This is a genomic window from Fructilactobacillus sp. X2R5C2 (assembly GCF_059901375.1).
On the sequence record NZ_JBWXUX010000003.1, the window covers coordinates 37,230 to 59,952 of the forward strand.

Annotated in this window: 25 protein-coding genes; 21 read left to right on the forward strand and 4 right to left on the reverse strand. The window is 38.9% G+C overall.

Annotated elements, in window-relative coordinates:
- Window positions 1–12: 12 nt before the first annotated feature.
- The 16 genes from AC6UD2_RS04620 to kimA all read left to right on the forward strand — a co-directional run bounded on the left by AC6UD2_RS04620 (window position 13) and on the right by kimA (window position 12,541).
- Entirely contained in the window at window positions 13–327 is a 315-nt protein-coding gene (locus AC6UD2_RS04620; RefSeq protein ID WP_010021792.1) for a YbaB/EbfC family nucleoid-associated protein, read from the forward strand.
- A 17-nt stretch (window positions 328–344) separates the two neighbouring features.
- A complete protein-coding gene (recR, locus tag AC6UD2_RS04625; RefSeq protein ID WP_010021794.1) occupies window positions 345–944 on the forward strand; it encodes a recombination mediator RecR in 600 nt (199 codons plus the stop codon).
- 37 nt (window positions 945–981) lie between these two features.
- Window positions 982–1,200, forward strand: a complete 219-nt coding sequence (locus tag AC6UD2_RS04630) for a YaaL family protein (RefSeq protein ID WP_225416838.1) — start codon at window positions 982–984, stop codon at window positions 1,198–1,200.
- Window positions 1,201–1,297: 97 nt separating this feature from the next.
- Complete coding sequence (gene tmk / locus AC6UD2_RS04635) at window positions 1,298–1,948, forward strand: dTMP kinase (RefSeq protein ID WP_500698168.1); 651 nt, start codon at window positions 1,298–1,300, stop codon at window positions 1,946–1,948.
- Window positions 1,949–1,959: 11 nt separating this feature from the next.
- Window positions 1,960–2,286, forward strand: a complete 327-nt coding sequence (darA, locus tag AC6UD2_RS04640; protein ID WP_010021798.1) for a cyclic di-AMP receptor DarA — start codon at window positions 1,960–1,962, stop codon at window positions 2,284–2,286.
- A gap of 8 nt (window positions 2,287–2,294) precedes the next feature.
- Entirely contained in the window at window positions 2,295–3,320 is a 1,026-nt protein-coding gene (gene holB, locus AC6UD2_RS04645; protein WP_500698169.1) for a DNA polymerase III subunit delta', read from the forward strand.
- Window positions 3,321–3,333: 13 nt separating this feature from the next.
- A complete protein-coding gene (locus AC6UD2_RS04650; protein ID WP_010021802.1) occupies window positions 3,334–3,660 on the forward strand; it encodes a DNA replication initiation control protein YabA in 327 nt (108 codons plus the stop codon).
- Window positions 3,661–3,665: 5 nt separating this feature from the next.
- Entirely contained in the window at window positions 3,666–4,547 is an 882-nt protein-coding gene (gene rsmI, locus AC6UD2_RS04655) for a 16S rRNA (cytidine(1402)-2'-O)-methyltransferase (RefSeq protein ID WP_500698170.1), read from the forward strand.
- A gap of 11 nt (window positions 4,548–4,558) precedes the next feature.
- Entirely contained in the window at window positions 4,559–5,326 is a 768-nt protein-coding gene (locus AC6UD2_RS04660) for an acyl-[acyl-carrier-protein] thioesterase (RefSeq protein WP_500698171.1), read from the forward strand.
- Window position 5,327: 1 nt separating this feature from the next.
- On the forward strand, window positions 5,328–6,053 hold the full coding sequence (gene tsaB / locus AC6UD2_RS04665) for a tRNA (adenosine(37)-N6)-threonylcarbamoyltransferase complex dimerization subunit type 1 TsaB (RefSeq protein ID WP_500698172.1): 726 nt from the start codon (window positions 5,328–5,330) through the stop codon (window positions 6,051–6,053).
- On the forward strand, window positions 6,037–6,633 hold the full coding sequence (gene rimI / locus AC6UD2_RS04670) for a ribosomal protein S18-alanine N-acetyltransferase (protein WP_500698173.1): 597 nt from the start codon (window positions 6,037–6,039) through the stop codon (window positions 6,631–6,633). Before tsaB ends, rimI begins: the two co-directional genes overlap by 17 nt.
- 33 nt (window positions 6,634–6,666) lie before the next feature.
- Window positions 6,667–7,680 carry a tRNA (adenosine(37)-N6)-threonylcarbamoyltransferase complex transferase subunit TsaD gene (gene tsaD / locus AC6UD2_RS04675; RefSeq protein WP_500698259.1) on the forward strand — a complete coding sequence of 338 codons (1,014 nt, stop codon included), beginning with the start codon at window positions 6,667–6,669 and terminating at the stop codon, window positions 7,678–7,680.
- A gap of 151 nt (window positions 7,681–7,831) precedes the next feature.
- On the forward strand, window positions 7,832–8,467 hold the full coding sequence (locus AC6UD2_RS04680; protein WP_010021811.1) for a redox-sensing transcriptional repressor Rex: 636 nt from the start codon (window positions 7,832–7,834) through the stop codon (window positions 8,465–8,467).
- A 144-nt stretch (window positions 8,468–8,611) separates the two neighbouring features.
- Window positions 8,612–8,896, forward strand: a complete 285-nt coding sequence (gene groES / locus AC6UD2_RS04685) for a co-chaperone GroES (protein WP_010021812.1) — start codon at window positions 8,612–8,614, stop codon at window positions 8,894–8,896.
- Between the two features lie 32 nt (window positions 8,897–8,928).
- Window positions 8,929–10,554, forward strand: coding sequence for a chaperonin GroEL (gene groL / locus AC6UD2_RS04690; RefSeq protein WP_010021813.1), 1,626 nt, complete (start codon window positions 8,929–8,931; stop codon window positions 10,552–10,554).
- 151 nt (window positions 10,555–10,705) lie between these two features.
- Window positions 10,706–12,541 carry a potassium transporter KimA gene (gene kimA / locus AC6UD2_RS04695; protein WP_010021815.1) on the forward strand — a complete coding sequence of 612 codons (1,836 nt, stop codon included), beginning with the start codon at window positions 10,706–10,708 and terminating at the stop codon, window positions 12,539–12,541.
- Between the two features lie 51 nt (window positions 12,542–12,592).
- Here kimA and ade read toward each other — a convergent pair whose 3' ends face one another.
- From ade to AC6UD2_RS04710, 3 genes are all read right to left on the reverse strand, one after another.
- Window positions 12,593–14,266, reverse strand: a complete 1,674-nt coding sequence (gene ade / locus AC6UD2_RS04700) for an adenine deaminase (protein WP_500698174.1) — start codon at window positions 14,264–14,266, stop codon at window positions 12,593–12,595.
- Window positions 14,267–14,350: 84 nt separating this feature from the next.
- Window positions 14,351–15,088, reverse strand: coding sequence for an antiholin-like protein LrgB (gene lrgB / locus AC6UD2_RS04705; RefSeq protein ID WP_039144514.1), 738 nt, complete (start codon window positions 15,086–15,088; stop codon window positions 14,351–14,353).
- Between the two features lie 6 nt (window positions 15,089–15,094).
- Entirely contained in the window at window positions 15,095–15,517 is a 423-nt protein-coding gene (locus AC6UD2_RS04710; protein ID WP_039144512.1) for a CidA/LrgA family protein, read from the reverse strand.
- Between the two features lie 200 nt (window positions 15,518–15,717).
- On the opposite strand from AC6UD2_RS04710, the gene AC6UD2_RS04715 reads away from it, so the two are divergent.
- Window positions 15,718–16,872, forward strand: a complete 1,155-nt coding sequence (locus tag AC6UD2_RS04715; protein WP_082019971.1) for a glycosyltransferase family 4 protein — start codon at window positions 15,718–15,720, stop codon at window positions 16,870–16,872.
- Between the two features lie 7 nt (window positions 16,873–16,879).
- On the opposite strand, the gene AC6UD2_RS04720 is transcribed toward AC6UD2_RS04715, so the two are convergent.
- Window positions 16,880–17,530, reverse strand: a complete 651-nt coding sequence (locus AC6UD2_RS04720) for a YigZ family protein (RefSeq protein ID WP_039144510.1) — start codon at window positions 17,528–17,530, stop codon at window positions 16,880–16,882.
- A gap of 44 nt (window positions 17,531–17,574) precedes the next feature.
- On the opposite strand from AC6UD2_RS04720, the gene AC6UD2_RS04725 reads away from it, so the two are divergent.
- The 4 genes from AC6UD2_RS04725 (at window position 17,575) to secA (ending at window position 22,721) form a co-directional block, all read left to right on the forward strand.
- A complete protein-coding gene (locus AC6UD2_RS04725) occupies window positions 17,575–18,915 on the forward strand; it encodes an ATP-dependent helicase ComFA (protein WP_500698175.1) in 1,341 nt (446 codons plus the stop codon).
- 52 nt (window positions 18,916–18,967) lie between these two features.
- On the forward strand, window positions 18,968–19,594 hold the full coding sequence (locus AC6UD2_RS04730; RefSeq protein ID WP_500698176.1) for a phosphoribosyltransferase family protein: 627 nt from the start codon (window positions 18,968–18,970) through the stop codon (window positions 19,592–19,594).
- An 88-nt stretch (window positions 19,595–19,682) separates the two neighbouring features.
- Window positions 19,683–20,216 carry a ribosome hibernation-promoting factor, HPF/YfiA family gene (gene hpf / locus AC6UD2_RS04735; RefSeq protein ID WP_500698177.1) on the forward strand — a complete coding sequence of 178 codons (534 nt, stop codon included), beginning with the start codon at window positions 19,683–19,685 and terminating at the stop codon, window positions 20,214–20,216.
- A gap of 138 nt (window positions 20,217–20,354) precedes the next feature.
- On the forward strand, window positions 20,355–22,721 hold the full coding sequence (gene secA, locus AC6UD2_RS04740; protein WP_039144502.1) for a preprotein translocase subunit SecA: 2,367 nt from the start codon (window positions 20,355–20,357) through the stop codon (window positions 22,719–22,721).
- Window positions 22,722–22,723: the final 2 nt, after the last annotated feature.

The window sequence follows — 22,723 nt, forward strand, 5'->3', positions numbered from 1 at the left end:
GGAGAAATAATAATGAACGGAATGAATATGGGTAAGATGATGCAAAAGGCCAGAAAAATGCAACAAAAGATGCAGGCTGAACAGGCTGAAATTGAAAAAAGTGAATTTGTTGGTAAAGCACCTGAAGATATGGTAACCGTTACTTTCACTGGTGATCGTAAGATGAAAGACATGAACGTTAAACCAGATGCCATTGATCCTGATGATCCTGACATGCTTTCTGATTTGGTGATCAGTGCCGTTAATGATGCTTTAGGAAAAATTGAAAAGGATACCCAAGATAAAATGGGTCAGTACACTAAGGGAATGAATATTCCTGGCATGTAGTAGAAGAAGGGATTTAAATGCAATATCCAGAACCAATTGCTAAGCTGATTGATAGTTACATGCATCTACCAGGAATTGGCAGAAAAACGGCTACCCGATTGGCTTTCTATACGGTTGATATGAATAAAACTGACGTGAAAAACTTTGCGGACGCTTTGACTTCAACTAAAAATGACTTACGTTTTTGTTCAATTTGCGGCAACATTACCGAGACAGATCCATGTGAGATTTGTTCCGATCCGACCCGTGATCAAAGCAAGATCATGGTTGTAGAACAGTCTAAAGACGTTATGACCATGGAAAAGATGAAGGATTACAACGGTCTTTATCATGTTTTACATGGGGTTCTCTCACCAATTGAGGGAAAGGGTCCCGAGGACATCAACATCAGCTCGCTTATCAAGCGCTTGCAGAAAAATGAAGAAGTTAAAGAAGTCATCATTGCCACCAATGCCACTCCAGAAGGAGAAGCTACGGCAATGTATTTAGCAAAGTTAATCAAACCAGCTGGAATTAAAGTTACCAGATTGTCTCATGGATTGTCTGTCGGAAGCGACATTGAGTATGCAGATGAGATGACACTTTCTAAGGCAGTTTCGGGACGAACTGAAATGTGAGGAATTAGCTATGTTTTCTTTATTTAGATATAGTTCTATGAAACAAAATTATGATGACCAGTTGTTAGATACGATTAATTTTTTAAAAAATGATTGGGATCAGGCGGTCCAGACTGAACAAGCTGTTTCTGAGACAGATAATCACTTGTTTGCTCAGACGATGTTGACCAAACAAAAATATATGTTTATGTATCGTCAAGCACGGAAACGTAACATTAAAAATGATCGAATTCAGCCATCAGTATACGAAAACTAAACGCAAGCCAGCTAAACACTAGCTGGCTTTTTAAATAGACATTAAATATAACTTAAAGTACAATGAAAATAGCAAAAATGCTGGGAATGAATCGAATATGACAGGACAATTTATTACATTTGAAGGTACTGATGGAGCCGGTAAGACTACGGTTTTAAACCAGGTGGTTGATGAAATCAAACCAGCCCTTGGTAAGCAATTGTTAACTACTCGAGAGCCAGGTGGTAATCCTGTATCAGAACAGATTCGAAAGGTCATTTTAAATAAAGATGAGACTGATATGGATGATCGATGTGAGGCACTTTTATTTGCGGCTGCCAGAAGGGAGCATTTGGTAAAAACCATTTTACCAGCTTTAAAAAGCAATCAATTAGTGTTGTGTGATCGTTATCTTGATAGTTCGATTGCTTATCAGGGTGGTGGTCGTGAGCTTGGCGAAAAGGCCGTCTTGGACATGAATCAATTTGCTACTGAGGGACTCATGCCAGACACGACGATTTACTTTGACGTTCCCGTTGATGTTGGTTTGAAACGCATTGCCAAGCATCGAAGTGGTGAAGTTAACCGGCTTGACCTTCAGGAGCATGATTTTTACGTTAGGGTCCATGATGCATATGACCGCATCGCTAAGCGGGATCCTAAGCGTGTTATTAAAATTGATGCTACCAAACCAATTGATGAAGTAGTAAATCAAGTACTTTCCGTATTATATAAACGAGCAGGAAATTATTTTAATAAGAACAAATAGGAGGATCAGCCATGAAACTAATTATTGCAATTGTCCAGGATAAGGACGCAGCTAAACTACAATCTGAATTCATCAAACATAAGATTCAGGCCACCCAATTATCTACTAAGGGTGGATTTTTAAAGGCTAAGAACGTTACCTATCTAATTGGTGCTCAAGATGACAAAGTTGACGAGATTCTAGATATCATTAAGTCAACTTGTGAAACCAGAAAGCAGTACATGACACCACCCGTTAGTTTAGCTGGTAGCATTAGCGAAACTTCTTACCCAGTTGAAGTTCAAGTTGGGGGGGCTACGGTGATGATTTTACCAATGGAATCACTAAACCGTTTCTAATTAATATAATGGTAGAAGAAAATCCTGCGCAAAGCGTAATTAATGAAGCAAAACGAAAGCAGCCATCACTGACCCAACACTTTATGGGAGTGGTGACAGCTAATGATCTTAGTCATTCTTACCTTTTTTCAGGAGTAGACGGTCTTGGAAAGCTAGCGGTTGCTAAAACCATTGCCATGCGTTTATTTTGTAAAAACGTTCAAGATGGCATGCCTTGTGGTGTTTGCAGTGAATGTATTCGAATTGCTAAGGATGAGCATCCTGACGTTGTGATGGTAAAACCTGATGGACGGAGTATCAAAGTTGATTCAATTCGCTATTTAAAGCGTGAGTTTTCTAAGAGTGCCGTTGAAGGGAATCAAAAGGTTTTTATTATTGATGATGCTGATACTATGACCACCAGTGCTGCTAATAGCTTGTTGAAGTTTATCGAAGAGCCGAACGGACAAGTTAATTCTTTTTTACTTACCGACGATTATCGAAAAATTTTACCGACGATTATTTCAAGGACACAGTTGATAGAATTTCCTAAGATTAACGAAGATGATCTGATTAAATACGTAACTAAAAAAGGGTTGTCTAAAACATCTAGCCAGTTAATCTTAGAACTAACTGGCAATTTAGCGTCACTTGACAAGATGCTCGAAGATGGTTGGTTTAACAAGATGAAAGCAACCGTTGAACGGTGGTTTAATGAGTTAGTTGAGGACGATTATCGTGCTTTTACGAATGTTCAAACCAATTTTATGCCACTTGTCACGGGACGTTTTGAGCAACAAATGACCTTAAAGATGATTTATCAGATTTTTAAGGATGTTTTTGATGTAAAATTTAAAGATTCTCAACCTGATAGTTTAGGATTTGGCGATCAGTATACTGCTTTGAAGAAAATGGCACTCAAATTGTCCGATGAACAATTGATTACGATCATTACATCAATTTTAGGTAGTACCCGAAAACAAGATATAAATGTTAGTTTCCAGAACATTTTGGAAGTTATTACCCTAAATTGTCTAGCAGTCATTGAAGGTTAGGAGTAAAAGTCGATTGAAAGAATCAGATGTTAACGAGGAATTTAATAATTTAAAGTCGCAATCAGAATTAATGAGTGAGAGAATTGGCGACCTTCGTGATGAAGTGGATAAAGTCATTGAGGAGAATTCAGAACTGAAAATTGAAAATGAACATCTTCGGGAATTAATTGCTGGAAAAGACGGCAAAAATAAAAAGAAACAACAACTTTCAATGTCGAAGAAGAATTTAGAGAAATTGTACAATGAAGGGTTTCATGTTTGTACCCAGTTTTATGGCAAACGGCGTGATAGTAACAGTAGTTGTATGTTTTGTACCGATATTATATACGGAGAAAGGTAATTCAAGTGGATTTATCAGTTCAAAAGAGTTTTGCAAATCATAATACTGGCAGCTTGTATCTGGTCCCCACCCCAATTGGGAATCTTGATGATATGACAATTAGATCGATTAATATTTTAAAAGATGTGGATTTAATTGCTGCCGAAGATACCAGAAACACGCAGAAGCTGTTAAATCATTTTGACATTACGACCAAGCAAATTAGTTTTCATGAACACAATACAGAACAGCGGGCACCGGAATTAATTGAAAAACTAAGAGCAGGCACCTCAATTGCACAGGTTAGTGATGCGGGGATGCCCTCAATTAGTGACCCCGGACGTGAGTTAGTTCAACAATGTGTTGAAAATGACATTCCCGTGATAAGCGTTCCTGGTCCCAATGCTGGGCTTACTAGTTTAATTGCTTCCGGGCTTAAACCACAGCCCTTTTTGTTTTATGGATTTTTAAAACGAAAGCCAAAGGAACAAGTGGATGAGTTGGAAATTTTAGCGCAAGCATATCCAACCTTGATTTTTTATGAAGCGCCACACCGATTGAAAAAGACGTTAATAAACATGCAAAAAGTGTTTGGCAACCGACAAGCAACTTTAGCAAGAGAACTTACCAAAAAATTCGAAGAATACGTGCGTGGTGGAATTGATGATTTGGTAGACTGGTCTAAGGAGAATGAAATTCGGGGTGAATTTGTGATTCTGGTCGCTGGTAATCCCAATGGTTTTAAAATCATGAAGCCAGATGAAAATAAAGCCCAATTATCGGTTGAAGAACAGATTGACCAATTGATTAGTAATGGTGATAAGCCCAATGCTGCAATCAAGAAAGTAGCTAAGCAAAATGGGTTAGTACGCCAAGATGTCTATAATCAATACCATCACTTAGAATAAGAGGAAATAAAATGACTGGAGATATTTTTTCTGAAAATCATGAAGTTGAATACTATGAGACTAACCTTTTAGGTAACATGACCTTATCCATGCTAACTGATGTGATTATCATGATTTCACAAGATCAAGCCACTGCACTTGGGGTAGGGACTCAGTATGTCATTGAACATGGTGTTACATGGGTGGTAGCTCAAACTGATATGGATATCACTCGTTTACCGAAGGTTCATGAAAAGGTTCAAGTGCAAACGAGGGGATCATCATATACAAAGTACTTTGCATATCGTGAGTTCTGGGTAAGAGATATGGATGGAAATGAATTAGTTCATGTTGGTAGCCTATGGGTCATGATGGATATTCAATCCAGAAAAATGGTGAAGTTGGATGAAGCCATGGTCATCCCTTATCACTGTGATCGAGTCAGAAGAATTCAACGGTTAAACAAGATTCCGAAGATTCATGATGAACATGATATTATGCAAACCGAGTACCACGTTCGTTTTACTGATATTGATTGGAATTCTCATGTTAATAATGCTAAATACATAGGATGGATGGTAGACGTCTTGCCTTATGATTTTCTGGCTTCTCATGTGCCAACGGAAGTAAGCATCAAATATGAAGACGAAGTTACGTACGGAGATCCCGTGTTAAGTCGAGGTAAGTTCATCAATACCGATAATCAAATTCAAACTGTTCATGATATTTCAGTTAATGGAAGTACTAAATCGATTGCTGAAGTGAAATGGAAAAAGTTGGATAAAAAGGGAAGCAAATAACATGCATGTTTTAGCAATTGATACCTCTAATCAACCACTAACAGTGGCCGTTCTTGATGATGAACGGGTCTTGGCAACGACTACCATGACTACGCATCGAAAGCATGCGGAATATTTAATGCCCATTGTTGAGAAACTGGTTAAGTATGCCAAATTAACTCCCCAGGATTTAGATCGAGTTGTTATAAGTAACGGACCAGGGTCTTACACCGGAATTAGGATTGCCACTACGGTCGGGAAGGTGTTAGCAGATACTTTAAACATTGATTTAGTTGGTATTTCAAGTTTAATGGCACTTGTCCTAAACGTTCAAAAGGAACATCAGCTGGTGGTTCCGCTTTTTGATGGTAGAAATGATAATTTGTTTACAGGATTGTATCGGACTTCTCAAAGTGGTCCCGAGGTTGTGATTGAAGATCAACACATCAATTTTGATAAGTGGTTACAGAAGCTTGACGAATTTAATGAACCAATCATCTTCGTTGGAAGTGATGTTGATCATTTTGTAGATCGTTTGAAATCACATTTTGGAACGAATTTTAAGAGCTTAACCGGAATTGATAATTTACCACAAGCTGCCAAGATCGGAGTTTATGGAGAAAAGCAGGACCCGGTTTCCAACATTAATAATTTTAATCCTAATTATCTTCGTTTAACTAAAGCACAAGCCGACTGGCAAAAGTTGAACCCTGGGAGGGAAAACGAGTCCTATGTTGAGAAAAATTGAATCATGGTTAAAAAAGAATTTGAAGAAAAAAGAAGAAGCCAAAATTCAACGGGGACTTCAGATTCAAAACCACATTGTGGATATTAACGGAACTGATTACTATTTTGGAAAGGGTTCTATTACCGACATTCCTGATATTGTGAACGTTGAAGAAGAAGTTTATGATAAAAAGGCTGCTTGGAATCGAGAACGTTTCTTAAATGATTTAAAAAAACATAAAAATAGTTTATACATGGTGATTCGTAAAGCGGATGAATTGATTGCGTTTGTTGGGTGTTACATTTCACGTGATAGTAAAAACTGTCACGTTGAAAACATCGCCGTGTTACCAAAATTTCAGAATCGTGGCCTTGGCTATTTCTTATTAACGATGGTAATTAGAAGAGCACGATTAATGAAATTACGGAGTGTCTCAGTTGAGACTCGTCTAAGTAATATTAAGGCGCAAGATTTAAATCGTGATCTTGGGTTTATTCAGGTTGGAATTGATCCGGATTACTATAACGATGGTGAAGATGCCGTAGTAATGAAATTAGATCTATCTAAGCAAAAAGTAGCCCCGAATAATTTTGGAAGATAGTTAGAAACGGTGAGTGAGATGCAAGAAAACAGTATGATTTTGTCATTTGAAAGTAGTTGTGATGAAACAAGTGTGGCCGTCATAAAAAACGGGAATAAAATTTTATCCAATGTTGTTGCAACTCAAATTAAGAGTCATCAAAGATTTGGCGGAGTGGTTCCCGAGGTAGCTAGTCGACATCATATTGAAGAAATTACCATTTGTATCAATGATGCTTTACAGCGAGCTAACGTTACATACGATGATTTAACCGCAGTCGCTGTGACATATGGTCCTGGACTTGTTGGTGCTCTTTTGATCGGAGTGACAGCTGCTAAGGTGGTTGCCTGGGCACATAATCTGCCACTAATTCCGATTAATCACATTGCGGGGCATATTTACGCAACTAACTTTGTTAAACCAATTACTTTTCCAGCCATGGCACTCGTTGTTTCTGGTGGTCATACCGAGCTAGTTTGGATGCCCAAGGAAGGTAAGTTCGAAATCATTGGTGAAACAAGGGATGATGCTGCTGGTGAAGCATTTGATAAAATTGGACGAGTACTAGGAATTAATTATCCAGCTGGTCCTACCGTCGATGCTATGGCACAAAAGGGTAAGGATACATTTGCCTTTCCACGTGCTATGGAAGCAGATAATAATTATGATTTTAGTTTTAGCGGATTAAAAAGTGCTTTTATTAATACGGTTCATCATGCCGATCAGATTGGAAAGACTCTAAATAAGAACGATTTAGCGGCCAGTTTTGAAGCCGCTGTGATGGACGTATTGGCAGAAAAATCACAAAGTGCACTTGAAAAATATCCTGCCAAAGAGTTCATTTTAGCTGGTGGAGTAGCAGCCAATCATGGGATTAGAGAACGACTGGCTTCAGTCGCAAGTAAGGAAAATGTCGAATTTGTTAAAGCACCATTAAAGTTATGTGGTGATAATGCAGCTATGATAGGTGCCGCTGCGGCGGCAATGCAGCACCATCAGGAAGCTGGCAAAGCTTCGTTAAATGCTGATCCTGGATTAGAATTTGAATGGGCTCCAAATGAGAATTAAATCGTTAATAACAAATTAAAAAATTAATTTGTCCTACGTTGTCGGGCTTTTCAGACGCTTTCATTTTTATATTATTTCACAAACAATTTCTTTATGGTAGAATTGGTCTTGTGACTTATTAATCTCGACAATAATAATAGGAGATTTAGAAATGGCTGAGACAAAAATTCCGCGAGCAACCGCAAAACGATTGCCGCTTTACTACCGTTATTTGAATATTTTACATGACGGTGGTAAGAAACGAATATCATCAAATGAATTAGCCGACGCGATTCAGGTGGATTCTGCCACCATTCGTCGTGACTTTTCATATTTTGGTGCCCTTGGTAAACGGGGTTACGGATATGACGTAGATAGTTTACTAGAGTTCTTTAAGAAGATCCTGAACCAAGACCAACTCACCAATGTAGCTTTAATCGGTGTTGGTAATTTGGGACACGCTCTTTTGAATTTTAACTTTCATATGGATAGTAATATTCGGATCTCTGCTGCTTTTGATGTTAACCCTAAAAACGTTAATACCATTCAGGGTGGGGTTCCTATTTATCCAATGGATCAGTTGGTTAAACAACTGAAAGATCAACAAATCAGTGTTGTGATTCTTACGGTACCTGGTAAAGTTGCTCAGCAGGTTGCAGATCAAGTGGCTAAGGCTGGGGTCAAGGGAATCTTAAACTTTACTTCGGTTCGACTATCGGTTCCAAAAGAAATCAGAGTTCATAATGTTGATTTAACCAATGAACTACAAACATTGATTTATTTTATTGATCATTATGATAAAGATTAAGCATCCAATTTTGGATGCTTTTTTGTTTTTGCCGGGCAAAGTTCTTGCAATAATTTGAAAAAAATAATATATTAAGAATGTAAGTTAGCACTTGATAAGTGCAAGTGCTAAAATTTAATAAAGATATTCATTGGAGGGATTAACGTGTTAGAACCATTAGGAGATCGCGTAATTGTCGAAGTGCAAGAACCAGAAGAAAAAAATGTCGGTGGAATTGTTTTAGCAAACAACGCTAAAGAAAAACCACAGATGGGTAAAGTTGTCGCTGTTGGCGCAGGTCGAGTTCTTGATAACGGACAAAAAGTTGCCCCTTCTGTTAAAGAAGACGACATGGTAATGTTTGATAAATATGCAGGTACAAAGGTTGAATACGATGGTACTCCATACCTTGTAATGCATGAAAAAGATTTACTTGCAATCGTTAAATAATTAAAAAAATAAATTAATATGAGGTGATAATCATGGCTAAAGAGATTAAATTTTCTGAAAATGCTAGAAATTCAATGTTAAATGGTGTTGACAAATTAGCTGACACTGTAAAAACAACGATGGGTCCTAAGGGACGTAACGTTGTTCTAGAAGAAAAAGCTGGAGATCCAACCATTACAAATGATGGTGTTACAATTGCTAAATCAATTGACCTTCCAGATCACTTTGAAAACATGGGTGCAAAATTAGTATCTGAAGTTGCTTCAAAGACTAATGATGTTGCCGGTGACGGTACTACTACTGCTACTGTTCTTGCTCAAGCAATTGTCAAGGAAGGTATGAAGAACGTTACCGCCGGTGCTAACCCAGTTGGTGTTCGTCAAGGAATTGAAAAAGCTACTAGAACAGCCGTTGACAGTCTTCACAAGATGAGCCATCAAGTAACTAGCAAAGATGATATTGCTCAAATCGCTTCAATTTCATCTGCCAACGAAAAAGTTGGTAATTTGATTGCCGACGCAATGGAAAAAGTTGGTAATGATGGTGTTATTACCATTGAAGAATCACGTGGTGTTGATACTAGCCTAGACGTTGTTGAAGGAATGGAATTTGATCGCGGATACATGTCACAATACATGGTTACCGACCAAGAAAAAATGGAAGCTAACTTAGATAATCCCTACATTCTAATTACTGACAAGAAAATTAATAATATCCAAGACATTTTGCCATTACTTCAATCAGTCGTTCAACAAGGTCGTTCACTATTGATCATTGCTGATGACATTGGTGGTGAAGCACTTCCAACCTTAGTTTTGAACAAAATGCGTGGAACATTTAACGTAGTTGCTGTTAAAGCTCCTGGCTTTGGCGACCGTCGTAAGGAACAATTACAAGATATCGCTACTTTGACTGGCGGCACTGTAATTACTTCTGATCTTGGTTTAGATCTAAAAGACACCACTATTGATCAATTAGGTCAAGCTAACAAAGTTAACGTTACTAAAGACAACACTACTATTGTTGAAGGTAAGGGTAGCAAAGAAGCAATCGACAAACGAATCGATGAAATCAAACAACAAATTGATGCCACTGATTCTGACTTTGACCGTGACAAGTTGAAGGAACGTTTGGCTAAGTTGGCAGGTGGAGTTGCTGTTATCAAAGTTGGTGCAGCTACTGAAACCGAACTTAAAGAACGTAAATACAGAATTGAAGATGCTCTAAATGCTACGAGAGCTGCCGTTGAAGAAGGATTTGTTCCTGGCGGTGGTACTGCATATGTCAACATCTTAAAGGACGTTGCTAAGATCCCTGCTGAAGGTGATGAAGCAACCGGAATCAACATCGTTGTTAAAGCACTTGAAGCTCCTGTAAGACAGATTGCTGAAAATGCTGGTGTCGATGGTTCAGTTATCGTTGATCATTTGAAAGATGAAAAACCAGGAGTTGGTTACAACGCTTTAACTGGTAAGTACGAAGACATGATCAATGCTGGAGTTGTTGACCCAACCAAGGTAAGTCGTTCAGCACTTCAAAACGCTGCATCTGTTTCAGCTCTTCTATTGACTACTGAAGCCGTTGTTGCCGAACAACCAAAAAATGATAATGATCAACCAGCCGCTCCACAACAACCTGGAATGGGTGGAATGATGTAATCAAAGTTTGATTAAAAAAAGAGTCCATACGGACTCTTTTTTTATTCTCAATTATGATGAATTATCTAGGTTAATGTAGTACAATTGCATTTGACTTTAAAATTAAGGATTTATTAAGTTAAATATGACATATTAAAGGAGTATGGATTAAATGTGGCGGTATTTAAAAAGACTAATTATTGGACGTCCGCTTAAAACAACGGAAGGCTCTGGTCAGTCTCTTACTAAGTTCAAAGGCTTAGCCTTATTATCATCGGATGCTTTGTCATCAGTTGCTTATGGTACTGAACAGATCACTGCAGTTTTGATTACTTTATCAACTGCAGCTTTGATGTATCAAATGTGGGTTGCACTACTAGTATTAGTTCTGTTAGCCGCGATCACATTGTCTTATCGACAGATCATTTATGCTTATCCTTCAGGTGGAGGGGCATATGTAGTTGCTAGAACTAACTGGGGTGATACAGCTGGTCTAGTGGCAGGTGGCTCACTACTAGTTGATTACATGCTGACGGTTGCTGTTTCAACTACATCAGGAACTGAAGCGATTACTTCAGCCATTCCTGCGTTGTACAATTATCAGATTCCAATTGCCATCTTAATTGTTGTGTTTATCATGATTTTGAATCTGCGGGGAATGCATGATTCCGCATCTTTCTTGGTTATTCCAGTGTACTTATTCATCGTGATGATTATCATTTTAATCATTGTCGGTGCTTACAATATTTTAACTAATAAAATTACTTATCATGCTTATGCACCATTAAATGCTTCCGTTAAGGGAATGACCCTAGTTCTATTCTTTAAGGCGTTCTCATCTGGATCAGCATCGTTAACCGGAGTTGAAGCGATCAGTAATGCGGTTCCTAACTTTAAGCAACCTAAGCGAAAGAATGCTGCTAATACGTTAGGAATTATGGCCATTATTTTAGGAATCTTCTTTGCTGGGATTACCTTCCTGAGTTATTACATGGGAGTTATTCCTAACGCCAAAGATACCGTCCTTTCACAGATTGGTACGAATGTCTTTGGTCACGGAATCATGTATTACTTACTTCAGTTGGCAACCGCATTGATCTTGGCCGTTGCTGCTAACACCGGTTTTTCAGCCTTCCCAATCCTGGCCTACAACATGGCTAAGGATAAATACCTACCTCACGCTTACCTAGATAAGGGTGACCGATTAGGCTATTCAAATGGAATTATTTCATTGGCATTGGGTGCCATCGTTTTGATCGTGCTCTTTAAGGGTAAGACCAACCTCTTAATTCCACTTTATGCCGTTGGTGTGTTCGTTCCATTTACATTATCTCAATCAGGAATGATCGTTCATTGGTTCAGAAACAAAGAGGGTTGGTGGCCAATGAAGGCCGTGATTAACTTCATTGGAGCCTTTATCTCGGTTATGCTGGTGGTCTTCCTGTTTGCACTTCACTTTGCAAACGTATGGCCATACTTGATCATCATGCCATTACTTCTCTTGATGTTTTACAAGATTCATCTTCACTATCAACGAATTGCGGAACAACTTCGGATCTCAACTGATCCTAATTACGAGAATCATACGTACGCTGGTTCAACGGTAATTGTGTTAGTTGGAAACGTTACTCAAGTTACTAGACAAGCGATTAATTACGCGCGTTCCATTGGTGATAACGTAATTGCAATGCATGTTTCGTTCGCTGATAATCCACAAAAGGAAGAGAAGATTTCCACGAAATTCAAAGAAGAATATCCAGACATTCGATTTGTTGATATTCATACTTCGTACCGTTCAGTGGTTGATCCAGTACTGAGATTCTGTGATGTAATTGCTAAGCAGGATGAAGATCGTAATTATACGACCACGGTTTTGGTTCCTCAATTTGTGCCAAAACACTACTGGCAACAGGTTCTTCATAACCAGACTGCTGTTCGATTGAGAACTGCGTTAAATTCACGTCAAGATATTATTGTATCGACTTACAACTATCATTTGAGTGAGTAATTAAACAAAAATCAGGCTACCTTCACGGGTAGCCTGATTTTTTTATTTAGTTTACATATGAGAAGAGGCATTAACGTTAATAAATTGTTGTTGGTTAAAGTCATACAATCCTTGATCGGTCATTTTAAGAGTTGGAATAACGGGCAACGTTAAAAAGGACAGGGTAATGAATGGATCGAAATCAATTGGAGCGGCAATTTGTTTATAATCGCGATAAATTTGTTTGGTTTCCTTAGCAACCGTTCGATAATCCTTATCTGACATCAGTCCAGCCACGGGAAGAGCAAGGGTGCTCAACGTTTGTTGCTTGTTTACAACTGAAATTCCACCACCAGCAGTGATTAAGTTATTGATAGCTTGTTCAATGTCATGATCACTCGTTCCAACGGCTACGATATTGTGATCATCGTGAGCAATGGTGGTTGCGATTGCACCATGTTTAATTTTAAATCCCTGGACTAAGCCAACTCCAACGGTACCTAAGTTGTGGTGACGCTCAACTACCACGATTTTTAAAATATCTTGACTTGGGTTACTTTGAAAGTTATCAGTAGGAGGGATATTTAAAATTAGGTGTTTTGTATCGATGTGATTAGGTTTGATGCCAAGGACGTGGGCCTTACCAGTAGTTAGAGGTAAATGGAGTTGGCTAGATTTAAATTGGGCATGAACGGTATTTTCTGTAAAGGGCGTAGGATGACTATGATTTTCGGTGACAATCTGACCGTTTTTAATTACTTGAACGGGGGTTGGATTGTTAACATCATTCAAAATATTAATGTCGGCCTTAAACCCTGGTTGGAGTTTTCCCACTTGTCTTAACTGATGGGCTTTAGCAGTGTTAAGGCTGGCCATGGTGTAGGCCAATTCTGGTTTAACGCCCGCTCCTAAAGCTAGCTGAATGTTGTCATCAATGCTTCCTTCGTCAACTAAATCCGAAATCAACTTATCATCAGTACAAAAGGAGAAATTAACGGGATCTTCTCCTTTCATGGCGGGTAGCGTATTTTTTAGATCGCGTTCGACCGTTCCTTCACGTAAAAAGATCTTAAAGCCATGTCTAAGTCGCTCCTTAATTTCCTGCGGAGTGGTACTTTCGTGATCGGTTTGAATTCCGGCTTTCTCATAGACGGCTAATTGTTGATCGTTAAATCCAGCAGTGTGACCGTCAACACTTAGATGATGTTGCTTGGCATCTTTAATTTTAGCCATAATATCATTTTCACCACTAGCAACAGCGGGATAATCCATTACCTCGGCTAGTCCCTTTACCTCCGGATATTGGTAAAATTCGTGTAAAGAGTTAGCGGTAAGAGTGGCGCCATTATGGTCAAATGGGACACACGGAACACTGGATGGCAACATGTAAAAGATGTCTAAGGGTGTTTTTCTGCTATCGGCAATCATGTACTTAATCCCATCCTTACCGATGACGTTCGCAATTTCGTGTGGATCTGCAAAAATGGTGGTTACGCCATGTTTTAATAATAACTTGCCCAATTCACTCGGAGTCACTAACGAACTCTCAATGTGGACGTGGGAGTCAATGTAGCCGGGGACAATCACTTTCCCCGTTGCATCAATTGTTGTTTTGGGATGCAAATTGCTAACTTGATCAGAACTAACTAATTTACCATTATTGATAAATAAATCCTTAACAATAAACTTCATACGATCTGGATCTAAAACCTTACCATTGATAATCTTGATATCATATTCAGCCATCAGCTTTTCCTCCCGAGGTAAAAAAATATCCCTAGTTCTTAGGTTAATTACATCTAACAATTAAGGATATTTTATACTTTTATTTTACAGATGAACAATATTAGCAAACAATGGAACGATAATGTCCACTACTACCGAGATGATTACCACCGCGATTGCAGCCATGGATCCTTGAACCTCACCGAGTTCTAAGGCTTTGGCGGAACCCATCGTATGTCCCGCAGTTCCAAGTCCTAGTCCAATCCCAATGGGATTCTTAAGGTGGAATAGTTTGATGATCCAATCACCCAGTGCATAAATGATGACAGCGTTTAAGATACATGCCATGGCGGTAATGGCAGGCACTCCATGAATTCCTTGAGCAATTGGCATTGCAACAGCAGTAGTAGCTGCTTGGGGAAGCATGGACGCAATTTCTGATTTGTTCAGTCCAATTAATTTGGATACAAAGTACATGATGATAACGGAAATAGTTAGACCGATGATTAACGATAAAATGATTTCAAACCAATATTTCTTCACAATGTCATTTCGTTTGAACAAAGGGACCGCGAAGGCAATTGTAGTGGGAAAGAGGAACCAAAAGATAATATCACCACCTGGCTTGTAGAGGTTGGTGTAGATCCAGGTGACATTCACGCCAGTGGCTTTGCTCATTAACCACAGGACAAAGATTCCTAGTACCATTCCAACGAATAACGGTTGAAAAAGGAAAAATCCGTTAAACTTTTTAAATAAAAATGATCCAATTAGGTAAACTACCAACGATAGAGCGATTCCAAACATTGGATTACCTAAAAATTTTAATAATTCAGCTTGCATATGGTTTTACTCCTTATCAAGATCTTCTTTTTTACCGAAAATTTTATTACGGGCCCAGATGAGAAAGGTAGCAACTAATGCTACCGATACTAGCATGACAACCGTTGAGATAATGATCATAATCACTAATTTCACTCCCGAATGTTTCATGATGTCTAGGGAGGCGGCAAGTTGAATTCCAGAGGGGACAAACAGGAATCCTAGAATGCCAATGAAAAAGGAACCCACTTTCTCTACCTGTTCTGGTTTAATGATTTTAAAAGTAAGTAGAAGGTACAAGATGACTAATCCAATTACTGGAGTGGGAACCGGGAAGTTGGCTGGAAAGAGTGCTGAAATTAAACTTGACACGAATAAAATGACTCCAAAGATTCCAAGTTGGGTTAGCAGTGGAGCGGCCTCCTTGGTTGTTTCTTTTTTGTTGTTCATGTTTTACTCCTTTCAAAAGCATGTGATGAATTTAGCTATTTCTATATTTAATATCATATATGAAATTAATTAAAAAACAAACTAAAATTTTAAATTGGATCATTAGATTTAATTATCATTAAATTGTCGAAGGTAACCTTGTGTTTATTATTTTCCATTTGTATAATTAAAGATAAATTAGTTGGGAAAGGCGTTGTCAATTGAAATTTGAAATATTCGTCTGTTTGTTTGCGACGACCATTATGTCAGCGGTCTTAACCCCGTTTATTAGGATTTTAGCATTCAAGATTGGCGCCATCGATAAACCGAATAAGAGACGTGTCAACAAGATTCCAATGCCTACTTTAGGTGGTTTGGCGATTTTGATTGCTTACACCGTTACAACCTGCGTGTTTTTACGCAATCAGATTCCGTCGAGTAAGCTATGGGGAATTCTTGGTGGAGAATTAATTATCGTCATGACTGGAATTATCGATGATATTTTTGTCTTAAAACCGAGACAAAAGGTCATTGGAATTTCGTTAGCGGCGTTGTGGGTTTACATTTTTGCTGGAATTCAGGTAAGTTCGGTTACGCTCCCAGTATTAGGTAACATCCAGTTGGGATGGTTGAGCCTACCTTTGACCTGGATTTGGATCTTAGGTATTACTAATTCGATTAATTTAATTGATGGCCTTGACGGTCTGGCAACGGGAGTGGCAATTATTGCGCTGACCACGATGGGGATCATTGCGTTATTTTTCTTGAACGTCGATAACATCTATGTTTCCATTATGATCTTTACCTTTGCGGCCGCCTGTTTAGGGTTTTTGCCGTACAACTTTTTCCCAGCCAGAATTTATCTAGGTGATACGGGATCACTACTAATTGGATTCATGATCTCGGTGTTTTCGTTACAGGGTTTAAAAAACGCGACCTTTATCTCCGTTATTATTCCCGTGGTTATTCTGGGTGTTCCCATTTCGGATACGGCCTACGCAATCTTACGACGATTGCTTAACAAACAACCAATTTCTCACGCTGACAAACATCACTTACACCATCGATTAATGCAGATCGGTTTAACCCATCGCCAAACGGTGCTAGTGATTTATGGAATTGCGTTAATCTTTGCGTTTATTTCCCTCCTGTATCCATTGTCGAGTTTTTGGGGTTCGATCTTACTAACCGTGGCAACCCTGATCGGTATCGAGCTTTTTGTCGAAGCCATCGGGTTAGTCGGGAAAAATCGGCAACCATTACTGAACCTGATTAAGCGGGTGGTTACTGGAACTACCAGTAAATCAAATCATGAAATTGAAGTCACTAAAATGAAGGCTAAAAATAAAGCCAAACAAAATAATAAAAAGGAGTAACCCGTGGTTACTCCTTTTTATTTGGATGATATGGACTTTCGAAGTATGATTCCTGACCAATTTTGAATTGAACGTCACCTGCAAGTAAGTTGGTGACCTGGTTCTCAAATTTTGAAACGGAGTCACTAATAACGGCCGTTTCAACTTGGACGTCAGTTCCATAATTAGTTTTGTAAACCTGTAATCCATTTTGCTTAAGAAAGTATTGCAGTTGTTCGTTTAACTTATAAGATACAGAAACGGTGATCCCGGTTTTCAGTGTCATTTGACTAATGCCACTCTTTTCCATGACATCTGAAGCCGAGTTACTGTATGCCCGAATTAATCCACCAGCTCCCAGTTTGATGCCTCCAAAGTACCTTGTTACCACCACGGCAGTATTATGAAGGTTCATATTCTTAATGGCATCAAGAATTGGCACTCCAGCGGTACCACTGGGTTCACCGTTATCACTTTCACGTTGAATACTGTCAGTGGCACCCACGACGTAGGCAAAACAGTTATGAGTGGCCTTTTTATTTTGATCTTTAATCTTGGTAATAAATTGTTGAGCTTCAGCCTCGGTCGTAACCCGATCGACGTGAGCGATGAATTTTGATTTTTTGATGACAAGCTCGTTACTGTCAACTTGTTTGATGGTTAGAAAAGAATTTTTCATTGCGATATTCCTATTCTGCGTATTTTAGATCGGAGGGGATACTGATGATTAAAGATCGAACAGACCTAATGGGAAGATTCATTCCCGATGTTTTAGTTGATCCCTTACTTCTAAGTGATCCGTTACTTGAGTTTACTTCAGCAGTAGTGGTTAATAAAACTAGTATTCATTGTAACCGATGTGGTTTTAATTGTGAAAAGACGAAGTGTAAACTTCCTAATGGGATTTTTTATTGTCCGAATTGTATTGAAATGGGAAGAATTGATACCAGCATGAAGTTAGTAACCGTGCCCGAGGCAAATGATTTTATGATCCCACCGGAAATCCTGACCTGGAAAGGTCACCTGACGGCATTTCAAAAGGATTGTGCTAGTAAAATCATTACATCCGTTCAACATCATCGGAACCATTTATTGTGGGCCGTGACCGGAGCGGGGAAGACGGAGATGCTATTTCCAGTCTTAAAGTGGGCAATTGAGCATCAAAAACGAATCGCGATTGCATCTCCCAGAGTTGACGTATGTTCTGAACTATATCCCCGCTTACAGGCAGCCTTTTCTAATCTAGATATGGTTTTATTGCATGGTAAAAGTAAGGAACAATATCAATATTGTCAATTAACAATCTGTACCACTCATCAGTTGATGCGTTTTTTTCACGCCTTTGATCTATTAATAATTGATGAAGTCGATGCCTTTCCCTTTGTCGCAAATGTCAACCTTAAATTTGCTGTTACTCATGCCCGAAAGCGTGATGGTCAGACTATCATGTTAAGTGCCACGCCGGGAATAAAACTAAGAGAAAAAGTGATTAAAGAACATGGGGATGTTAGTTATCTACCGTTGCGTTTTCATGGTCATCTTTTGCCACAGATTAAGATTCATCTTTCAAGGAATTGGCGGATGAAACTAACTAAAAAGAAATTATCTAAGATTTTGATTAAAATGTGTCAGCATAACATTGCCATTGGAAGAAGGTTTTTGTTATTTGTTCCTCAAATCAAAGACTTAGCGGTGATTGATCAGATCCTACAGAAGGAACTGAGGGGGAAGAAGGTCTGGGACTGTGTTTATTCAGCTGATAGTGAACGAATGGCGAAAGTTCAGGCCATGCGAGATCACGATGTTTTATTCTTAATTACCACCACCATTTTGGAGCGTGGTGTGACCTTTCCTGACATTGATGTCATGGTCCTTGGAGCGGACGACCCGGTCTTCTCCACGTCTTCATTAGTTCAAATTGCTGGAAGAGTGGGGCGAAAGAAAACGAGACCCACTGGAAACGTGGATTTTTTCGTTGGGAATTATTCTGGGAGAATTAGAAGAGCTCAAGCAGAAATTACGATCATGAATCGAAAGGGGAAGCAATTAAAAGATGGCAAATAAATGCTTATGGTGTAAGCAAACAATCAGTCAAGAGCTAAGGGTTTCTTTTATCATGAGCTTTAAGCCCTATGTTGCGGTTCTTATGTGTGAAAAGTGTCGACAACTTTTTTCACCCATTGATCAAGCGACGGCATGCCCAGGTTGTGGTAGAAGGCAGAAGCAGCCAAGATTATGTGAAGATTGCCAAATTTGGCAAACTAGGTATGAGCCGCAATTATCTAATCGAGCACTATTCCCGTATGCTACGGTGCAGGAATACATGAGTCGGTATAAATTTCAGGGAGATTATGAACTACGAAAATTATTTCAAAAGCAGTTTCAAAGCTTTATTTTGGCATCTACATCTGGAGCACTGATTGTTCCCATCCCGATCAGTGAGAAGACGTTTGCGGTGAGAAAGTTTAATCAGGTTGAGGGATGGTTAGAAGGTCTGTCTTATCAAAGGGTGCTAGAAGCTGAATCACGGGTTGGATTACCGCAGTCTAAAAAAGACAAACGGGAACGAATGCAATTAAAACAACCCTTTTCAGTTCGAAATGCTTGGGAGGGGCGCCTTAAAAATCGGTCAATTTGTCTAATTGACGATGTCTATACTACTGGGACCACTTTACATTTAGCAGCGGACCTTTTATATTCATATGGAGCTAAAAACGTCTCAAGCATTACGTTTGCGCATTAGTATTAATTGTTATTTAATAGATTAAAATTTATAATGATGATAGAAGGTTCGTTTGATATATTTGACGCTAAACGTAGGAGAGATCAAGATGCTTGAAACTAAACTAAGAGGTGATGACGTTGAAATCACCAGTGATCTACGTGATTACATTAATCAACACATTAAAACAATTGACGAACGGTTCAATATGAACATTCAGGGTACAGCTCATGTTGACCTGATGAACTACTCAAACGAACGAATTAAAGCGGAAATCACAATTGTGCTTCCAAACTTTTTATTGCGCGGGGAAGGAAATTCAAACGATACTCATAAAAGCATCGACATCGCCGTTCATGATATTAAGCAACAAATTGATACGTATGGGTCGAAGGTCAATGAAGAATTAACCGAACACGGCAAGAATTTGGCATTTAAGGATCCCAGGAGTCAGATAACTGAATCTAAAATTGTTAGAAAGAAACGAGTCCCCTTACAAAAAATGACGGCCGAGGAAGCCATTATTCAAATGAATTTAATTGGTCATGACTTTTTTGTTTACATTGACGTTAGTGATGATCGGACTGACATCGTTTATCGTCGCCACGATGGTGATTATGGATTAATTAAAACGGATCAATAGATAGAAAGAAGCAGAAATGAGATATTTCTGTTTTTTTGTGGTGAGTTTTTAATTGATTTGATAAAATGTTAAAATGAGAAAATAGACTAAGAATTCGAGCAACAAAAGCGGTTTAGACACTAGAGGAGAAATTAATCAATGGCAACAAACCTTTTAAAGAAATGGGTTGAAAGTGATAAAAGCGAACTCAAACGATTAGGTAAGCTCGCCGATAAAGTCAGCTCATACTCAGAACAGTATCGAAAATTAGATGATAAAGAATTACAAGCTAAAACTCCAGAATTTAAGCAACGTTACCAAAACGGAGAAAGTTTAGATGACCTGTTACCAGAAGCCTTTGCGGTAGCACGTGAAGGTGCTAGACGAGTACTTGGATTAAACCCGTTTAGAGTACAAATTATGGGTGGAATTGTTCTTCATGAGGGGAACATTGCTGAAATGAAGACTGGTGAAGGTAAAACGTTAACTGCTACCATGCCAGTTTATTTGAATGCTCTTTCAGGAAAGGGTGTTCATGTTGTTACCGTTAATGAATATTTATCGCAACGTGATGCAACTGAAATGGGTCAGTTGTATAACTGGCTTGGTTTGAGTGTTGGGGTAAACTCAGCTGATAAGAATCCCGAAGAAAAGCGGGCCGCTTATAACAGTGACATTACTTATTCAACTAATAGTGAAATTGGATTTGACTACTTAAGAGATAACATGGTGGTTTACAAAGAAGATCGGGTTCAACGACCACTGAACTTTGCAATTGTTGATGAAGTTGATTCAATCTTGATTGATGAAGCTAGAACCCCATTGATTATTTCTGGTGAAGCTCGTGGATCCAATAAGTTGTACATGCAGGCTGATAAGTTTGCTAAGACGCTCAATCCTAAAACGGATTTCAAGGTTGACCTTGAAACGAAGACCGTTTCCCTTAAAGACGTTGGAATTGAAAAGGCTGAGAAGTATTTCAATTTGAATAACCTTTATGACACTGGCAATACGGCTTTGACCCACCATTTGGATCAAGCTTTACGAGCTAATTATGTAATGGAAAAAGATAAAGACTACGTGGTTTCAAACGATGAGGTCTTAATTGTTGATTCGTTTACTGGAAGAATCATGGAGGGCCGTCGTTTCTCAGATGGACTGCACCAAGCCCTTGAAGCTAAAGAGGGCGTTACGATTCAAGAAGAAAGTAAGACGATGGCAAACATCACTTACCAGAACTTGTTTAGACAATACAACAAATTAGCCGGAATGACGGGAACTGCCAAGACTGAACAAGATGAATTCAGAGAAATCTACAACATGGACGTTATTGCGGTTCCAACTAACAAACCGGTGGTTAGAATCGACGAACCCGATGTTTTGTACCCTAGTTTGGAATCAAAGTTCGACGCTGTGGTTGATAAGATTAAGAGTTTACACAAACGTGGCCAACCAATCCTAATTGGAACCGTTGCGGTGGAAACTTCTGAATATTTGTCAAAACGACTTGATGAAGAACACATTCCGCATGTGGTTTTGAATGCGAAGAATCATGCTAAAGAAGCGGATATCGTTGCTAATGCGGGTCAAAAGGGAGCCGTTACAATTGCGACCAACATGGCTGGTCGTGGAACCGACATTAAGCTTGGACCTGGGGTTGTTAAGCTCGGTGGATTAGCTGTGATTGGTACCGAACGACATGAATCACGAAGAATTGATAATCAGCTTCGGGGTCGTTCGGGAAGACAAGGAGATCCTGGTTATTCACAATTCTACCTCTCGCTTGAAGATGATCTGATGCGTCGTTTCGGTTCAGACAAGGTTAAAAATATCCTTGATTCGATGAAGGTTGAAGGTGATGATGCGGTGATCAGAAGTCACATGATCACTAAACAAGTTGAGTCGGCGCAAAAGCGAGTTGAAGGTAATAATTATGATTCCCGAAAGAACGTTTTAAAGTACGATGATGTTATGAGACAACAACGTGATGTGATCTATGGTGAACGTAGCCAGGTAATTGACGAGAATAAGTCACTAAAATGGGTTATTATGCCAATGATTAAACGAACGGTTAACCGAATCGTTGACTTGCACACCCAGGGTGATCAAAAGAAGTGGGATCTACAGACCATTCTTGACTTCGCTATTAATTCACTGGTAAGTCCTGATCAGATTAGTATTGATGATTTGAAAGGTAAATCCAGTGATCAAATTAAGGATTACTTATTAGGATTGGTTAACACAGAATACAAGAACAAGGAGCAGGAACTTCAAGATCCTGATCAAATGTTGGAATTTGAAAAAGTGGTTGTTCTTCGAGTGGTTGATTCTCATTGGACTGATCATATTGATTCAATGGACCAGTTGCGAGAATCAATTGGACTTCGTGGATACGGTCAGTTAAATCCGTTGGTTGAATATCAACGAGAAGGATTTAGAATGTTTGAAGAAATGGTTTCAGACATTGATTATGACGTAACCAGATTGTTCATGAAGGCTGAAATTAGACAAAACATGGAAAGATAGTT

Bases quoted from the DNA above. Each gene is read 5' to 3' on its own strand.
- AC6UD2_RS04620 (WP_010021792.1), top strand. From the start codon at position 13: ATGAACGGAATGAATATGGGTAAGATGATGCAAAAGGCCAGAAAAATG.
- recR (WP_010021794.1), top strand. From the start codon at position 345: ATGCAATATCCAGAACCAATTGCTAAGCTGATTGATAGTTACATGCAT.
- AC6UD2_RS04630 (WP_225416838.1), top strand. From the start codon at position 982: ATGAAACAAAATTATGATGACCAGTTGTTAGATACGATTAATTTTTTA.
- tmk (WP_500698168.1), top strand. From the start codon at position 1,298: ATGACAGGACAATTTATTACATTTGAAGGTACTGATGGAGCCGGTAAG.
- darA (WP_010021798.1), top strand. From the start codon at position 1,960: ATGAAACTAATTATTGCAATTGTCCAGGATAAGGACGCAGCTAAACTA.
- holB (WP_500698169.1), top strand. From the start codon at position 2,295: ATGGTAGAAGAAAATCCTGCGCAAAGCGTAATTAATGAAGCAAAACGA.
- AC6UD2_RS04660 (WP_500698171.1), top strand. From the start codon at position 4,559: ATGACTGGAGATATTTTTTCTGAAAATCATGAAGTTGAATACTATGAG.
- tsaB (WP_500698172.1), top strand. From the start codon at position 5,328: ATGCATGTTTTAGCAATTGATACCTCTAATCAACCACTAACAGTGGCC.
- rimI (WP_500698173.1), top strand. From the start codon at position 6,037: ATGTTGAGAAAAATTGAATCATGGTTAAAAAAGAATTTGAAGAAAAAA.
- tsaD (WP_500698259.1), top strand. From the start codon at position 6,667: ATGATTTTGTCATTTGAAAGTAGTTGTGATGAAACAAGTGTGGCCGTC.
- AC6UD2_RS04680 (WP_010021811.1), top strand. From the start codon at position 7,832: ATGGCTGAGACAAAAATTCCGCGAGCAACCGCAAAACGATTGCCGCTT.
- groL (WP_010021813.1), top strand. From the start codon at position 8,929: ATGGCTAAAGAGATTAAATTTTCTGAAAATGCTAGAAATTCAATGTTA.
- kimA (WP_010021815.1), top strand. From the start codon at position 10,706: ATGTGGCGGTATTTAAAAAGACTAATTATTGGACGTCCGCTTAAAACA.
- ade (WP_500698174.1), bottom strand. From the start codon at position 14,266: ATGGCTGAATATGATATCAAGATTATCAATGGTAAGGTTTTAGATCCA.
- lrgB (WP_039144514.1), bottom strand. From the start codon at position 15,088: ATGCAAGCTGAATTATTAAAATTTTTAGGTAATCCAATGTTTGGAATC.
- AC6UD2_RS04710 (WP_039144512.1), bottom strand. From the start codon at position 15,517: ATGAACAACAAAAAAGAAACAACCAAGGAGGCCGCTCCACTGCTAACC.
- AC6UD2_RS04720 (WP_039144510.1), bottom strand. From the start codon at position 17,530: ATGAAAAATTCTTTTCTAACCATCAAACAAGTTGACAGTAACGAGCTT.
- AC6UD2_RS04725 (WP_500698175.1), top strand. From the start codon at position 17,575: ATGATTAAAGATCGAACAGACCTAATGGGAAGATTCATTCCCGATGTT.
- AC6UD2_RS04730 (WP_500698176.1), top strand. From the start codon at position 18,968: ATGAGCTTTAAGCCCTATGTTGCGGTTCTTATGTGTGAAAAGTGTCGA.
- hpf (WP_500698177.1), top strand. From the start codon at position 19,683: ATGCTTGAAACTAAACTAAGAGGTGATGACGTTGAAATCACCAGTGAT.
- secA (WP_039144502.1), top strand. From the start codon at position 20,355: ATGGCAACAAACCTTTTAAAGAAATGGGTTGAAAGTGATAAAAGCGAA.